Genomic DNA, 15,480 nt, shown 5'->3' with positions numbered 1-15,480 from the left:
AAGGAAACTCCAATGCCCCCAGGCAAACGTGAATTGGCGCGGGTCGAACGCCAATTGATAACCACGCTCACCGACGCGTGCGAAACAGCCAAAGGTGAAATCAAAGGTTTTACCTGGCTCACCCACACCGCCGATTTGAACAAGCTGATTGAAACACTGAGGATCACCTGGGTGTTCGAAACCCAGGCCGATAAAAAACTCGCTGAGGTCAACGCAAAGGCGCGCATCTTCGAGCTGACGGCCATGGCGTTGAACGAGGCAAACATCGACCTGACGCCATCAGACCTCACTGTCCGCTTCGATTCTGAGGAGGAATGTCAACGCACTCATCATGGCGACTGGCAGAAGCGTCTGGCTAAAGGTAATTGACGATGGCAAAAGAAATCGAAAACCCTTGCATCTCGGTGTGCCAGTTGAGCGGCGAACTGTGTGTGAGTTGTGGAAGAAGCAAGGAGGACATCAGGAAGTGGAAACGCATGAAGCGGCCGGAAAAAATGGCCGCAGTGCAAAGGGCGAAAGTGCGCTTGAAGGGGCTGAAGAAGGCGCACGGATAAGCTCAACCGGAACCCCGCCAATGCGCAGAGGTCACTACCAATGATGGCCTCGCAACCGATCCCGAAACCTCGGGCCGACTTCAATGAAGAGCGAAGCTGCATTTCACACACTTTAGGGTGCGCCGGATAACATTCAGCGCATTCGGTTCCTGCCGGCGGCAGGGGTCGAACGCTGAGTCCATCCAATGCTCCCTTTTCGGAGTACGGAAATGACTCAATCATCGCGATTCATCCTGTCGTTGTTCTTCGCCCTTGCATCTCTGGCATCCGTCAGTCTCTTGAACAATGCAGGAGCAGCCACTGCCGAAGACTTGAATACCGACTCCCGCCAAGCCTTGGAAACGCTCTACAAGGCCAATCCGGTTTCCAAAACCATCTCGCAGCAGGCCAAGGCCGTGCTGGTCTTTCCGAAAATCATCAAGGCCGGGCTGGTGTTCGGCGGCAGCTACGGCGAAGGCGTGCTGATGAAAGGCAAACAGGTCCAGGACTATTACAACTCGGTCAGCGGCTCGTGGGGACTACAGGCAGGCGCCCAATCGTACGGTTATGTGGTTTTCCTGATGACCGACAAAGCGGTGAAATACATCGCAGACACAAAGGGTTGGGAGATCGGCGTAGGGCCTACGGTCGTGGTAGTCGATGAAGGGGTTTCAAAGAACCTCTCCAGCTCGACACTCAAGGACGATGCCTACGCGTTCATCTTCGACCAGCAAGGTCTGATGGCCGGGATCAGCATTGAAGGTACGAAGATTTCCCTCATCAAGCGTTGAACTGGCTGTTCTCACGAAGCCGTGCAGATGTGCGGCTTCGTTAGTTCTAAGCCAATAATTCGGCAATCCACCGGGCCTGTCGGGAGACGTCCTCGACCTTCTCCTCGGGTACGGTTTGTCGCGCGCTGGCGAAGCTGCCAAGTGTCTTGTGCTTCTGCCGCAGCATTCGTTGCCACTTGCCAAGAAACGCTGGGCTTCGCTGCTGCATTTGCAACGGACCGAAGTACAGCTCCTCGGGGGTATACAGCACCCGCTCGGCACGTTCGGCGACGATGATTTCGTAATAGAAGCGGTTTTCTCGCAACACCTCTTCACTGAGGATGCAATAGCCATTGTCCATCAGCCATTGACGCAACGGCTGCTCGCCACCGTTGGGTTGCAGGATCAGCCGTTCCTGACCGCTCAGGCGTGCCTTGCCGGCGTCGAGGATGTCGCGGATCGTCTCGCCGCCCATGCCGCAAATGCTCACCGCCGTAATCCCGTCTTCCGGCTCGATTGCCGACAGGCCATCGGCCAGACGCACAGTGATCTGCAGATCCTGACCATTCTCACGTACGGTGCGTTCAGCCGCACGGAACGGCGTCAAGGCCACTTCGCCGGCCACCGCCATCGCGATGACGCCACGACGCAGCAGCGCGACCGGCAGGTAACCGTGATCCGAGCCGATATCGGCCAGTCGCGCACCTACCGGCACCTGCGCTGCCACGCGCTCCAGGCGCGTGGACAATGTCTGTTCGTTCAAAAGCAGCCCTTTTCACTTCCAGCGATGCTTCAGGCCGCAACCGGCCGGTTTCCAATACGTCGTTACTCAGCTCTCAGCAGACACCGATGAGTCCTGGCTGGACTCGGCTGCCAATTTCAACCGGTCGGCCTTACTGATGTACTTAGGCTTTTTCGGTGCCAATTTGGCACTGGCCTTTTTCGCCTTTTCCTTGAACAACTGCTGTAGTTTCTTTTGACGATTCATGTTTTTTACTCGGCGATTCTTGGGCAACTGAGCGTCACTTTAACAAACGTACCGGACGGCTGGGAAACCCAGTGAGCCATTTGCAGGCTCACGTGCGTGTGCCCTCGCCCGAACGGTCGTTAATCGTAGAATGGCTTGACCAGGGTCCGGCTGCCGACAAAAAAGCTGTCGGCCACCAGTCGCAATGGCTGGAGGTCCAGATCACTGGCTTTGTCGCCAATCAACTGTTGGAAGTGTCGATACACCGCCGCGTACTCGCCCTCCTCCGATACCGCCCGGGGCACGCCGTCGATGCTCAACAGCGCGCCACCGTTATCCAGTCGCAGGACGCCTTCGGCGCAGCGAATCTCGATGCTCCAGAGCTCATCATGACCGTGATCGAAATCGAATTCCGCGCGGACGTCGAGGTAACGTGCATCGGACATCTTGATCGAAGCGGCAATCGGTGACTGGCAGTTGTCGGGGACGCGCAGCTCGGCGGACTCGACAAACAGCGGCAGCGCCAGCAGATGGGTGACAATCGACAAGGCGTTGATGCCCGGATCAAAGACGCCCAGACCGCCGGGTTGCCAGATCCACGCTTGGCCGGGGTGCCACTTGCGCACGTCTTCCTTCCAGTCGATCTGCACGCTTTGCAGGGTGCGTGTGGCCAGCCAGTCACGGGCGGCTTCAATGCCGGGCGCGTAGCGGGAATGCCAGGCGAACAAACCGCTGACGCCTTGCTCGGCGACCTGGCCAACCAACGCCATTGCTTCACCCAACGTGGCGCACGGCGGCTTTTCCACCAGCACGTGTTTACCCGCGGCCAGCGCTTGTTGAACCAGGGCGAATCGCCCTTGCGGTGGAGTACAGAACGCAATCGCATCGACGTGCGGGCCGTTTTCCAGCAGCTCGCCCAGGGAGCGGAAATTCTCTACTCCCGCGCAGGGTTGCCCTTGCGTGGCGACAGACACCAACTGGAACGCGGGGTTGGCGGTGATGGCTGGAACGTGTTGATCCTGAGCAATCTTGCCGTAGCCCACCAGACCGAGACGGATTGGATGCATCAATGACTCCTGATTTTTTCGTGTTGTTTTGATCAGCGAACTGGCGAGATTACGTTTGAATCACAAGGAAGTCATTGACGACGTGTTGGCGGTTCAAAGCGACCTATCCTCAAAGATCTGTTGCATGGCGCATCGAAGCAGTCGCTCTGTATCACTGTGTATCTGAATCCCGTCACGATACACAGGCTTTCACCTGATCAGCGATTCGACACAGGCCAGATACGTCAGCGCATTCAAATGCAAGCAAGGTTTGAAGGGGCTCAGCCAGAACCCTTGGCCAATGGCTTGCAACGGAGACATCACGATGAAGATGGCACTGCAGAACAACACCCATGGCAAAATCCGCCGTCGACTGGTGGGTTCGTCGATCCTCGCATTCACCTTGCTTGGCGCTTTCGGTGTGGCCTACGGGCAAACAACCACCAGCGGACAACCCGCTGCAGCCAGTGCCGGCACCCGCTATTCGGCACCTTCTCCATTCGGCCCGCTCAAGCATGTCAACGCCGGCTTGCTGAGCGTGGCGTATGCCGAAACGGGTCCGACCGATGGCCCGGTGGTGATTCTTCTGCACGGCTGGCCGTACGACATTCACAGCTATGACGACGTCGCTCCGCTGCTCGCAGCCAAGGGTTATCGGGTGCTGATGCCGTATGCGCGGGGTTACGGCGATACGCATTTCCTGTCGGATAAAACGCTACGCAACGGCCAGCCCGCTGCCCTCGCCAGTGATGTCATCGACTTCATGGATGCGCTGAACATCAAGCAAGCGGTGCTCGGTGGCTACGATTGGGGTGCACGCTCGGCTGACATCGTCTCGGCACTGTGGCCGGAACGGGTCAAGGCACTGGTTTCGGTCAGCGGCTATCTGATCGGTAACCAGGCGGCCGGCAAGAACCCCTTGCCGCCCAAGGCCGAGCTGCAATGGTGGTATCAGTTTTATTTCGCCACTGACCGTGGCCGCGCGGGTTACGAGAAAAACACCCATGACTTCGCCAAGTTGATCTGGCAGTTGGCTTCGCCGAAATGGGCGTTCGACGACGCCACCTTCGATCGCAGCGCCAAGGCGCTGGAAAACCCGGACCATGTCGATATCACCGTGTTCAACTACCGCTGGCGCCTGGGTCTGGTGCAAGGTGAAAGCCGATACGAAGCGTTGGAGCAGAAACTCGCCACGGCGCCTTCCATCAGCGTACCGACCATCACGCTCGAGGGCGACGCCAACGGCGCACCGCACCCAAATCCAGAGGACTACGCCAAACGCTTTACCGGCAAATACGAATTCCGCCTGATCAATGGCGGTATCGGCCACAACCTGCCGCAGGAAGATCCAAAAGCGTTCGCCAAGGCTGTGATTGACGCAGATCACCTCTGACGGCAATCCGAAACGCGCAGAGGCCGTGGCTTCTGCGCGGTTTCACGGCTCTTCACGGCCAGGATTCTCTCGATCTCGCTCGTACTGCCGCGCAAGGGCAAACGCAGGCAGCCAGGACTCGCGACGAATGGTCCAGAGTTCGTAGGTGGGCTTCAGTTGGTTCGGAGCATCGAATGCCCCCAGGCTCACCTCGACTTCATCGCCGCTGCGACCGAAAACGGACGAGCCACAGCGCGGGCAGAAATGCCGCCCGGCGTAGTCGCGGGTTTCACCCTCGACACTCACCGCATCCGCAGGAAAAATCGCCGACGCCTGAAACAACGCGCCGCTGTGCTTGCGGCAGTCAAGGCAATGACAAATACCCACCCGGTACGGCAGCCCCGACGCCACAATCCTTACGTTGCCGCAAAGGCAACCACCAGTGAAACGCTGCATGCCGTGCCTCCTGTGAAATAAAGCCTTGCAAGCCGCTGAGTCCAGGCCAACGCCCTACTTTGAGGAGACACTACAGAGATGAATATGTTGCAGAGACAATCATCCAGAACTCGGGCCTGATTGGCCGAGTGATTGAAGCTGGATGTGGAAAAAATGGCAGGGGCGGCTGGATTCGAACCAACGCATGGCAGGATCAAAACCTGCTGCCTTACCGCTTGGCGACGCCCCTGTAGCTGTTGCTGCGAGTGCCTGGCACTCGTTTTTGACTTCGGAGCTTGCAAGCCCTGGGAGAGCCCCTGCGAAAGTGCGCGAAATTTAACAACTTTCGTTACGTCTGGGAAGCCCTTCGTAAACATTTATTTGATTTAAAACAGCCAGTTACTGGCAAATCAAGTCGCGCAATTAGCCTTGCGACGAGGCGATACGTGGTCCTGGCCGAAATCCGGAGTAAAAAAGGCAGGCGACAAATTCGAGAGTGCGCACCCTGAGTGTTCTCATAAACTGAACATAAGCTTCTCAATTATTCATTTTTTCAAACAACCACCAACGTTTACCTTGGCGCCAGGTTTGAAAGGCACAGCAGCCTGAATCGCCCCTTTTTCGTTTGACTCGAGGTAGCTCCCATGTCTGAACAATCCCTGGCAGTGCACGCCCCTTTCGATGGCGCTATCGTCGGTCACGTGGTGGTCTCCACCGAGGCCGATGTCGAGCGGGCACTGAGTGTTGCCCATGGCATTTTCCGCGACCGCAGCCAGTGGTTGTCCAAGCCTCGGCGGATTGAAATCCTGCAGCGCGCCGCCCAATTGATCGGTGCGCGCAAGGTGGCGATTGCCACCCAGGCGGCCAGCGAAGGCGGTAAGCCGTTGAAGGACTCGATCACCGAAGTCGAGCGTGGCATCGACGGCATCCTCAATTGCATCGAGGTGCTGCGCACCGAAGGCGGTCATGTGATCCCGATGGGGCTGAACGCCACCTCGGCCAACCGGGTGGCCTTCACCCAGTACGAACCGATCGGCGTGGTTGCGGCCGTCTCGGCATTCAACCATCCGTTCAACTTGATCGTGCATCAAGTGGTCCCGGCCATTGCCGTCAGTGCGCCCGTGGTCGTCAAGCCCGCGGCCAACACGCCGCTGAGCTGCCGGACATTGCTCGATATCCTGGCCGAAGCCGGCCTCCCCGAAGGTTGGGCGCAGATGGTGCTGCCGACTGACAACGCGATCACCGGCAAACTGGTGGCTGACCCACGGGTGGGTTTCTTCAGCTTCATCGGCTCGGCGGCGGTGGGCTGGATGTTGCGTTCGACCCTCGCTCCGGGAACCCGCTGCGCGCTGGAGCACGGCGGCGTGGCGCCAGTGATTCTCGCGGCGGATGCCGACCTCGACGATGCCCTGCCGCGCATTGCCCGTGGCGGCTTCTGGCACGCGGGACAGGCTTGCGTGAGCGTGCAGCGGATTTTCTGCCATCGCAGCATCGCCGAACAGGTTGCCGTGCGACTGGGCCAATCGGGCGATGCGATGGTCGTGGGAGATCCGACCGATATCACCACCGATGTCGGCCCGCTGATCGCCGAGCGTGAAGTGAACCGTGTCAGCCAATGGGTGAACGACGCCGTTGCCGGTGGCGCCCGTTTGATCTCAGGTGGCCGCGCACTCGGCAACAACTGCTACGCGCCCACTGTCTTGCTCAATCCGTCCATCAATTCGAACGTGATGCAGAAAGAAGTCTTCGGCCCGGTGGTGGCGGTGTACGCCTACGACGACCTGGCCGATGCGATCCAGCTGGCCAACGCCCTGCCCTATGCCTTCCAGGCGGCGGTATTCACCCGCGATCTGGACACCGCCATGCAGTGCTATCAGGACCTCGACGCCACGGCGGTGATGGTCAACGAAAACACCCTGTTCCGCGTCGACTGGATGCCGTTCGCCGGCGCGCGCCTGTCCGGCCATGGCGTGGGCGGTATTCCTCACACCATGAAAGAGATGCAGGTCGAGAAGATGATGGTCTGGCGGTCCCGGGCGGTGCGTGGATAAACGGCTTGATCGGCTTCGATCTCGTACGCTAGCTTCTATTGCAAATACAGGAGCTGACCCCATGCGCATCGCCTTGCTGTCCGACATCCACCTGTCCGTCAACGCGATACCGTTTCCCGACGTGCAGGCCGATGTCGTCGTGCTCGCCGGGGACATCTCGCGGCCCGCTGCTGCCATAGAGTGGGCCAGGGCATGTCCTGTTCCGATTGTGTACGTGGCCGGCAATCACGAGTTTTACGGCAGTGACCTGATCTCGACCCATGACCAGTTGCGCACGTTGACGCAAGGCACACAGATCCACGTGCTGGAGCGCTCGGAATACATCCACCAAGGTGTGCGATTCCTGGGATGTACGTTGTGGTCCGACTATCGGCTTTACGATGACGCGCAAGAACGGGCGCATGGCATTGATCTGGCGACAGCGTTGGTGCGGGACTTCAGCCGCATCAGAATCTCGCCCGATTTCGCAGACCTGTTCAGCCCGGCGGTGTCGCAGTTGATTTTTCTGCAGACCGTTGCCTGGCTGGATGACTGTTTCACCCGCGACAGCACCACGCCCACGGTGGTGATTTCTCACTTCGCCCCGACACGGTCGAGCATCAGCCCGATGTTTGCCGAGTCGCCGATCAATTCGAGTTTTGTCTCCGACCTTGAGCAGCGGATCAAGGCGTGGCAACCGGCCCTTTGGCTGCATGGACATACCCATGGCAGCTTTGATTATCGGGTGGGCGATACCCGCGTTGTGTGCAATGCCCGGGGCTATGCGAAAGAAGGGGTCAATGAGAACCCGGAATTTGATCAAGCGTTGGTCATCGAGCTGCCAGCCTGAATCACTTGCAACACGCCCTCGCCCGGCCGCTTTTCATACCAAAGCGTTAGTTTCAAACACCCATGTCTGGTGGTCAGTAACCTGCTTGGCCGATAAATTTTCCACAGCCGTGGAAACGTACTCGGGCCTTGCAGGTGCCCCCTCCTCCAGAACCTACATGAGTAATGACGATGACTGACGAGACAAGCGGAACCACACGTCGTGGCTTGATCACCACCGGCGCCATGGCTGCGGCCCTGGCGGTGACCCTGCCTGCGCTGGCAGCGCAGCAGACACAGGGATCGGCAACCGCCGCTGCGCTGGGCAAAAGCGACGGCCATGCCAGTGGCTCGGGGATGCTCACCGTCAAGGACGGTACGCAGATTTTCTACAAGGACTGGGGCAGCGGCCAACCGATCGTGTTCCACCACGGCTGGCCACTGTCCAGCGACGACTGGGATGCGCAAATGCTGTTTTTCCTCAGCAAGGGCTTCCGTGTCATCGCCCACGATCGCCGTGGTCACGGTCGGTCCTCTCAGACCGCTGTCGGCAACGAAATGGACACCTACGCCGCCGACGTCGCTGAACTGATGGCGCACCTGAACATCAGGAATGCCGTACACATCGGTCACTCCACCGGAGGCGGTGAAGTGGCCCGTTACGTGGCGCGCCATGGCCGTGGTCGCGTGGCCAAAGCGGTATTGATCGGCGCGGTACCACCGATCATGCTGCGCACTGCGAAAAATCCGGGCGGCATTCCGATGGACGTCTTCGATGGCTTGCGCAAGGCCGTGGCGGACAATCGCACACAGTTCTATCGCGATTTTCCGAGCGGGCCGTTCTATGGGTTCAATCGCCCCGGCGCAAAACTGTCCGAAGCGATCGTCGACAACTGGTGGCGCCAGGGTATGAACGGCGGGGTCAAGGCGCAGTACGATTGCATCAAGGCCTTTTCGGAAACCGACTTCACCGACGACCTGAAAAACATCGAGGTACCGACCCTGGTGTTGCACGGTGAAGACGACCAGATCGTACCGATTGCCGACTCGGCGCACCTGTCGATCAAACTGCTGCGCCACGGCACGCTGAAAACCTACCCCGGCCTGCCCCATGGCATGTGCACGACCCATGGCGACGTGATCAACGCCGACCTTCTGGCGTTCATCAAGGCTTGACGCCCTTGGGCGGCGAGCGCATCGCAGGAGCCGGATCATGCTGAACGTCATGTCCGGCTCCCCCCGCGCCAAGGCAAAATGCCTGGCGCTTTGGGCAACTACCTTCGCGATATTCATCGTCGATACCCTCACGGAACTGGATATCGCAGTGGCAGTGCTTTATGTCCTGGTCATCATGATGGCCATGGGCACATGCTCGATCCGCGGGCTGCGTCGGGTTGCACTGATCTGTGCGCTGCTGACGGCTGCCGCGTTCTTTTTTTCTCACCTCGATCATCCGTTCAGTGCCGCCCTGGCCCGTTGCCTTGTCAGTCTGACGGCCATTGGTATTGCCACCTGGCTGGCATTGAAAAATCGTCGCACCCGCGATGAACTTCAGGAGCAATTCAGTTTGCTGGCCCATACCCATGATGTCGAAGCGCGGCTGCATCGCGCGCAAATCGAACTCGCCCATATATGCCGAATCACCACGATGGGCGAGCTGTCAGCGTCGATTGCCCACGAAGTGAATCAGCCCCTGGCCGCGATAGCTTCCAGTGCCGAAGCGGCCCAGCGCTGGCTCGACCGCCCGAGTCCCGATCTCAAGGAAGCCGGCGCCGCCATCGCCAGGGCGGCCAGTAATGCGCGTCGAGCAGCCGAGGTCATCAAGCGTATTCGTGATCTGACTCGCAAAAGCGATTCGCTCTACGAAGAACTCGATCTGCAATCGGTAGTAACCGATTCGCTGGCCCTGCTTGACCGGGAAATCCAGAGCCATAAGGTGCGAGTGGCTTGCTCGTTTGCATCCCCGTCGCTTTGGGTGTCGGGCGATCGAATCCAGCTGCAGCAGGTGGTGATCAACCTGATCATGAACAGTCTGCAGGCCATGAACGGCCACAAGAGTTCACCCCGAGAGCTGCAAGTTCGAATTTATCGGCAAGAGAGTCATGCAGTGGTGGAGGTGCAGGATAACGGCCCGGGAATTGATCAACATCATCTCGCGCTGCTGTTCGATGCGTTTTTCACCACCAAGGAAAATGGCATGGGGATCGGCCTGTCCATCTGCCGCTCTATCATCGAGTTGCACGGTGGACGCATCCGGGCAGACAGTCAGCCCAACCTGGGCGCGACCTTCTCGTTCTCCCTGCCGGTTTCCCCAGCCAACGGCCAACCATCGAATTAACACCGAGCTGATCTTCCATGAATCTGCCAACCGTGCTGTCCGGCGCGCAGCACTTCGACCTTTGGTTGGGAACGATCACGCTAAAGCCCTACGGTTCTATACCTGCGTATGGTATCGAGCGCGGTGCGTCGAGATGCACACTCTTTCTCCAGGCGATCCGTCGCTTTAGCAGCGAACAATCGGCATTGGCCAACGATTTTTTTTGACCCAGGCAATCGGAGAATGAGCATGACAACGCATCTGGATTACCCATCCCAAAAGGCTGGCGCACATCAGACAGGCAATGGTCAGCAGCAGCCAGGCTTGCTTGACACCGAACTGGTTCCTTCGCGCTATGCCGTGCGGGTCGGCGAGATTGACGTGCTGGTGATCAGCGATGGTGTCCTGCCACTGCCGACCTCGACGATGTCTACCAATGCCGACCCCGCCGCCCGCGCCGCCTGGTTCAAGGACATGTTCCTCGGGCCGGACGCGTTCGACTGGGCGCTGAACGTGCTGGTGATCCGCAGCGGCGACCAGACCATACTCGTCGACGCAGGCCTCGGCGGGCAGTTCCCAGGGTTTCCAAGGGCCGGGCAATTTCCCAAGCGCCTGCAGGCCGCCGGCATCGATCTTGGATCCGTGACCGATGTGGTGATTACCCACATGCACATGGACCACATCGGCGGCCTGCTCGTCGACGACGTGAAGAACAAGTTGCGGCCAGACGTGCGCATCCACGTGTCGGCGACTGAAGTCGCTTTCTGGGAGACACCTGATTTCACCCACACCGACATGCCGGCGCCGGTGCCGGACGTGCTGCGCGCCACCGCCAACCAATTCATCAACGATTACCGCAGCAACGTGCGAACTTTCGAAGACCAATACGAGGTGGCCCCGGGCGTCGTCGCCAAAGTCACCGGTGGCCACACCCCGGGGCACTGCGTGGTCTACGTGAACTCCGGTGGCGAACGCTTGACCTTCGCCGGCGACGCCCTGTTTCCGGTGGCCTTCGAGCACCCCGACTGGCACAACGGCTTTGAACATGACCCCGAGGAATCGGTTCGCGTTCGGGTCCGACTGATGCAAGAAGCGGCAGCGAGTGGTGAACTGTTTGTCGCCACGCACCTGCCGTTTCCTTCCGTTGGCCGCGTAGCCATCGACGGCAAAGCGTTTCGCTGGGTAGCGGCGTTCTGGGATTACTGACCGTTTGCTGGTGCATCCGGCCTCTACAATCAAATAGAGGCCGGACGGTAAGCCTGATCCCGTCTAAGCTGAACGATACACATCTGAGCCTCTTCACAGGGGAAGCGCGATGACGGGTAAACACACGCACCACTGCTCGTCATGGCTGCTGCCTTGCCTGCTCGCCATCAACCTGGCGCTCACCGCCGGATGTTCGAGCAAAACCGCCACAGCTCGCTATTCGTCCGCAACCATCGGTTCGGCCTGCTATGCCAAAGCCCTTCCCACTGTCGGCGAGGGTGGCCTGGCCTGGGGCGACACCCTGAACATGGCTCGCCAGAAATCGATGAGCAATTGCGCACGCTATGCGGGGCGGTCCGGTGGTACGCCAAGTACCTGCCAAGTGGTGCTGGCGGAATGCAAGCATTGATAAATCGGATGTTTCGTTTCTGCGCCGCTTTTGCATTTCTGTGCGACAGATCCCACTTAGGGGGCTCCCGTTTCACACGCTCGCGGTGTTAGCTTGGGAACGTTTCTGATTAAACGATCAGATATTTCCCACACACTGCCTGCAAAGGAATGCCCCCAGCAATGGACTTTTCACTCAAGCACCTGGCCGCGACCACACTGATGATCGCCAGCCTGTCGACGTTCACCTCCGCTGCCCACGCCAACATCACACCGCAACAGAGTGCGATCATTCTCAAGGCTTTCAATGATGCCTCGGTCAAGGATTTCCGGCAGTTCCTTGGCAGCCTGGCCAAGAGCGATATCGCCAAGGCCGACAATCTCGGACCTGCTATCAGCGCCTTCCTGAACAACAAGGCACTGACGGCCGATCAACAGAACGAAATCCATCGTTTGCTTGGCCTTTATGCGCGGGTGAAATACGGCAGCGCGGCGACCGAAACCTTGAAGGAACTGGTGGCCATCCCGACCGTACGCGTCGACGGTGTGGAACAACATGACAACCCTGAATTCATCAAGATCGCCGATAAGATCAAAAGCCTTGCCAAGGCGTTCAACCTGAACTTTCGCAACATCGACAACCGCGTTTATGAAATCTCCCTGGAAGGCAATGGCGATGAAGTCGTGGGCATTCATGCCCATGCCGACGTGGTGCCGGTGACCCCGGAGAACTGGGTCTTGCAGGATGGCACCCGCCTCGACCCGTTCAAGGTCACGCTGATCGGCGACCGCATGTATGGCCGTGGCACCGAAGATGACAAGAACGGCATCGTAGTGGCGATGTACGCGATGAAAATCATCAAGGAAGAGAACCTGCCGCTGGCCAGAAACTTCAAGCTGCTGGTCGACACCACCGAAGAAACCACGGGCGATGCCATCCCCTACTATTTCGAACGCTACCCGACGCCCAACTACAACCTGGCGCTGGATGGCGGCTATCCGGTAGTGATCGCCGAAAAAGGCTACGGCACGGTCATGGCCAGCTTCGCCAAGCGTGCCGGCCAAGGCAAAGGTGCCGAAATCACCGCCATGACCGGCGGCCTGGCCACTAACCAGATTCCGTCGACATCGGTCGCCACGCTGGTGACAGGCCAGCCCGCTGAGCTGGCCGCCAGCCTGCAAAAGGCCGGCACCGAATATGCCCAGCGCAATGGTGGCAACTTCGACATCGCCGCCAAGGTCGTCGGCAAGGACGTCAAGCTGACGGTTACGGGTGTGTCGGCACACTCCTCCGAACCCGAGTCCGGGGTCAATCCAGTGGCGAGGATGCTCGATTTCATCAACGGCCTCGACGGCAAGGTTGCGCTCAAGCACAACCACATCACTGACGCCGCTCGCTACGCGGCCGACAACTGGGGCCTGGATTACCTGGGTGGCAAATTGGCGGTCGGGTTTTCCGATGAGTTCATGGGGCCGCTGACCACTTCCCTGACCTATGTCGGTGAGGATGAAAAAGCGTTCAAACTCGCGGTCAACCTGCGCGTGCCGAAAGGCAAATCCCCGCAAGTGCTTAAATCGGAAATCGCCGGGAAGCTCGACACCTGGAGCAAGAAAAGCAACATCGCTGTGGCCTTCGACTATTCGATCGCCGAACCGATGTACCGCAACCCTGAAGGGGAATGGGTCAAGGCCCTGCTCGCCGTGGCCAGTGAAAACCTTGGCATGGAACACAAGTTCGGTACCTCCGCTGGCGCCACCTCGGTGCACGAACTGCCCAACGGTGTGCAATTCGGCCTGGCAATGCCAGACGTCAAATACACCGGCCACAACGATAACGAATTCAAGACTACCGAGCAGTTTTTGCTCGACTTGCAGATCGTCACCGAAATGATGGGCCGTATCGGTCAGTTGCCGAAACTCTGATGCACCTTCGGACCCGCCGTTCTGGCGGGTCCATTTTGCGCACCACCGCGCAAGATCTCAGAATATTGTTGCGCAAGGCATGGCAAATTCCGGCTGACTGCTACGATTAAAAAGCGCCAACGAACTGAGGTCTGCCGCCTGCCAGGTCGGTATTGACCTCGCTGAAACTGATCCACTCATTCCAGGCCTGCCCGACCCCAGGGAGGGAGCAATGCGTATTCCATTGTTTTACGCGATGTCGGCATTGCTGCTTTTAAGCGCAGGTCCTTGCCTGGCGCAAGCGACGCAGACAACCGCACCGGCCCCGGCAAACGCTGCCGACACCGCGCCCGTAAAAGAGGCGGTGTTCAATCAAGAACAACTGGATCAAATGCTGGCGCCTATTGCGCTTTATCCTGATCCCTTGCTGGCGCAGGTGCTGATGGCGACCACCTACCCTGGCGAAGTCGCCGAGGCCGTCACTTGGTCCAAGGCTCACCCGGATGCCAAGGGCGATGATGCGGTCAAACAAGTGGCGAACCAGACCTGGGACCCGAGCGTGCAGGCGTTGGTCGCCTTTCCGCAGGTGCTGGCCACGCTGGGCCAGGACCCTGTCTGGGTACAACGCCTGGGTGATGCCTTCCTGGCGCAGCCCGACGATGTGATGAACGGCGTGCAACGCCTGCGTCGTCAAGCCCAGGCGGCGGGCAACCTGCAGAGCAACCAGTATCAGAACGTCACGGTTCAAGCGCCTGCGCCCGCACCCGCCTCTGCCCCAGCCCCGGCCCCGGCCAGCAGCACGTCCACCATCATCATTCAGCCTGCCGATCCACAGGTCGTGTACGTGCCCACGTATAACCCGACAACCACTTACGGCACCTGGGCCTATCCAGCGTCGCCTCCCGTGTACTACCCGCCACCACCGGCCTATTACCCCGGTTCGGCATTGATGGCTGGACTGGCGTTCGGCACCGGTGTGGCGATCATCGGTTCGTTGTGGGGTGATTGCGACTGGAACGACAACGACATCGACATCGATGTCGACCGCTATAACAACATCAATCGCAATAACCAGATCACCAATAACAAGTGGCAACACAACGCCGTTCACCGCGATGGGGTGCCTTACCGGGACAGCCGCAGCCGTGAACAATACGGCCGCCAACTGAACGGTGCGAATCAGCGTGATGCCTATCGAGGCGACAACGCGCAACGCGCCCAGGCACGTGAAAAAGCCCGTAGCTCAATGGACAGACACGGTATCGAACGCCCCGCCACCAGCAATCGCGAAGCCCGCGATCAAGCCCGCCGAGCCCAGTCGGACAACATAGCCGGCAACCGCATGCAGTCCGGCGCAGACCGACCAAGAACGTCTGACAGAGCCCAGAACACCGCCAGGAATACTCGGGAGAATCAACAGCCCCGTAGAGACGCCGGCCAGGTCAATCAGCGTTCACAAGACCGTTCACAAGTGCGCCAGACGGCGCAGAACAGACCGGCCGCCAGTGCAGGCAGTGCCCGCAACAACGCATTTGCCGGCGCACGTTCACCGTCTCAGAGCAATGTACAAGCGGCTCGTGGCCGAGCCAGCCAGGCATCTGCCATGCGCCCCAGCGCGGCGCGGTCTGCCGGCCACCAGATCAGTCGGCCATCCGCACCAGCGCGTCAAAGGGGGGGCCGCCGTTGA

17 protein-coding genes and 1 tRNA gene are annotated in these 15,480 nt (G+C 59.3%); 13 read left to right on the top strand and 5 right to left on the bottom strand.

Going from position 1 to position 15,480, the window contains the following annotated elements; translation table 11 throughout:
- Positions 1–12: 12 nt before the first annotated feature.
- The 3 genes from D8U69_RS03980 (at position 13) to D8U69_RS03970 (ending at position 1,324) form a co-directional block, all read left to right on the top strand.
- The gene (locus D8U69_RS03980) at positions 13–369 is read left to right on the top strand and encodes a hypothetical protein (protein ID WP_056856583.1); all 357 of its coding nucleotides are present in this window, start codon (positions 13–15) and stop codon (positions 367–369) included.
- Positions 370–371: 2 nt separating this feature from the next.
- Complete coding sequence (locus tag D8U69_RS03975) at positions 372–554, top strand: DUF1289 domain-containing protein (protein ID WP_056856584.1); 183 nt, start codon at positions 372–374, stop codon at positions 552–554.
- 209 nt (positions 555–763) lie between these two features.
- On the top strand, positions 764–1,324 hold the full coding sequence (locus D8U69_RS03970) for a lipid-binding SYLF domain-containing protein (protein ID WP_130906723.1): 561 nt from the start codon (positions 764–766) through the stop codon (positions 1,322–1,324).
- 46 nt (positions 1,325–1,370) lie between these two features.
- Here the strand turns inward: D8U69_RS03970 and D8U69_RS03965 are convergent, their stop codons facing one another.
- The 3 genes from D8U69_RS03965 to D8U69_RS03955 form a co-directional block, all read right to left on the bottom strand.
- Positions 1,371–2,066 carry a tRNA (adenine(22)-N(1))-methyltransferase TrmK gene (locus D8U69_RS03965; protein ID WP_130906722.1) on the bottom strand — a complete coding sequence of 232 codons (696 nt, stop codon included), beginning with the start codon at positions 2,064–2,066 and terminating at the stop codon, positions 1,371–1,373.
- A 66-nt stretch (positions 2,067–2,132) separates the two neighbouring features.
- On the bottom strand, positions 2,133–2,291 hold the full coding sequence (locus D8U69_RS03960) for a DUF2986 domain-containing protein (protein WP_082557668.1): 159 nt from the start codon (positions 2,289–2,291) through the stop codon (positions 2,133–2,135).
- Between the two features lie 119 nt (positions 2,292–2,410).
- A complete protein-coding gene (locus D8U69_RS03955; RefSeq protein WP_130906721.1) occupies positions 2,411–3,337 on the bottom strand; it encodes a Gfo/Idh/MocA family oxidoreductase in 927 nt (308 codons plus the stop codon).
- 304 nt (positions 3,338–3,641) lie between these two features.
- On the opposite strand from D8U69_RS03955, the gene D8U69_RS03950 reads away from it, so the two are divergent.
- Positions 3,642–4,709 (top strand): alpha/beta hydrolase, encoded by a 1,068-nt coding sequence (locus D8U69_RS03950; RefSeq protein WP_130906720.1) that lies wholly within the window; start codon positions 3,642–3,644, stop codon positions 4,707–4,709.
- 42 nt (positions 4,710–4,751) lie between these two features.
- Here the strand turns inward: D8U69_RS03950 and D8U69_RS03945 are convergent, their stop codons facing one another.
- The gene (locus tag D8U69_RS03945) at positions 4,752–5,144 is read right to left on the bottom strand and encodes a GFA family protein (protein WP_130906197.1); all 393 of its coding nucleotides are present in this window, start codon (positions 5,142–5,144) and stop codon (positions 4,752–4,754) included.
- Between the two features lie 154 nt (positions 5,145–5,298).
- A tRNA-Gln gene (locus D8U69_RS03940) sits at positions 5,299–5,373 on the bottom strand.
- Positions 5,374–5,767: 394 nt separating this feature from the next.
- On the opposite strand from D8U69_RS03940, the gene D8U69_RS03935 reads away from it, so the two are divergent.
- The 9 genes from D8U69_RS03935 (at position 5,768) to D8U69_RS03895 (ending at position 15,480) form a co-directional block, all read left to right on the top strand.
- Positions 5,768–7,174: an aldehyde dehydrogenase family protein gene (locus tag D8U69_RS03935; protein WP_130906719.1), complete on the top strand. Its 1,407-nt coding sequence runs from the start codon at positions 5,768–5,770 to the stop codon at positions 7,172–7,174.
- A 61-nt stretch (positions 7,175–7,235) separates the two neighbouring features.
- Positions 7,236–8,003: a metallophosphoesterase gene (locus tag D8U69_RS03930; RefSeq protein WP_130906718.1), complete on the top strand. Its 768-nt coding sequence runs from the start codon at positions 7,236–7,238 to the stop codon at positions 8,001–8,003.
- A 335-nt stretch (positions 8,004–8,338) separates the two neighbouring features.
- Positions 8,339–9,157, top strand: a complete 819-nt coding sequence (locus D8U69_RS03925; protein WP_130906791.1) for an alpha/beta hydrolase — start codon at positions 8,339–8,341, stop codon at positions 9,155–9,157.
- Positions 9,158–9,194: 37 nt separating this feature from the next.
- Positions 9,195–10,319: an ATP-binding protein gene (locus tag D8U69_RS03920; protein WP_241667772.1), complete on the top strand. Its 1,125-nt coding sequence runs from the start codon at positions 9,195–9,197 to the stop codon at positions 10,317–10,319.
- Positions 10,320–10,336: 17 nt separating this feature from the next.
- The gene (locus D8U69_RS03915; RefSeq protein WP_130906200.1) at positions 10,337–10,525 is read left to right on the top strand and encodes a hypothetical protein; all 189 of its coding nucleotides are present in this window, start codon (positions 10,337–10,339) and stop codon (positions 10,523–10,525) included.
- Positions 10,526–10,547: 22 nt separating this feature from the next.
- A complete protein-coding gene (locus tag D8U69_RS03910; RefSeq protein WP_056856902.1) occupies positions 10,548–11,504 on the top strand; it encodes an MBL fold metallo-hydrolase in 957 nt (318 codons plus the stop codon).
- 109 nt (positions 11,505–11,613) lie between these two features.
- Entirely contained in the window at positions 11,614–11,913 is a 300-nt protein-coding gene (locus tag D8U69_RS03905; protein WP_056856594.1) for a hypothetical protein, read from the top strand.
- A gap of 161 nt (positions 11,914–12,074) precedes the next feature.
- Positions 12,075–13,814, top strand: coding sequence for a dipeptidase (locus tag D8U69_RS03900; protein WP_130906717.1), 1,740 nt, complete (start codon positions 12,075–12,077; stop codon positions 13,812–13,814).
- 211 nt (positions 13,815–14,025) lie between these two features.
- Positions 14,026–15,480: a DUF3300 domain-containing protein gene (locus D8U69_RS03895; RefSeq protein WP_130906716.1), complete on the top strand. Its 1,455-nt coding sequence runs from the start codon at positions 14,026–14,028 to the stop codon at positions 15,478–15,480.

This window comes from Pseudomonas sp. Sample_16 (assembly GCF_004307665.1).
Classification (GTDB): Bacteria; Pseudomonadota; Gammaproteobacteria; order Pseudomonadales; family Pseudomonadaceae; genus Aquipseudomonas.
Note: the sequence above shows the minus strand (reverse complement) of the source record. Positions and strands in the feature narration are given on the sequence as shown.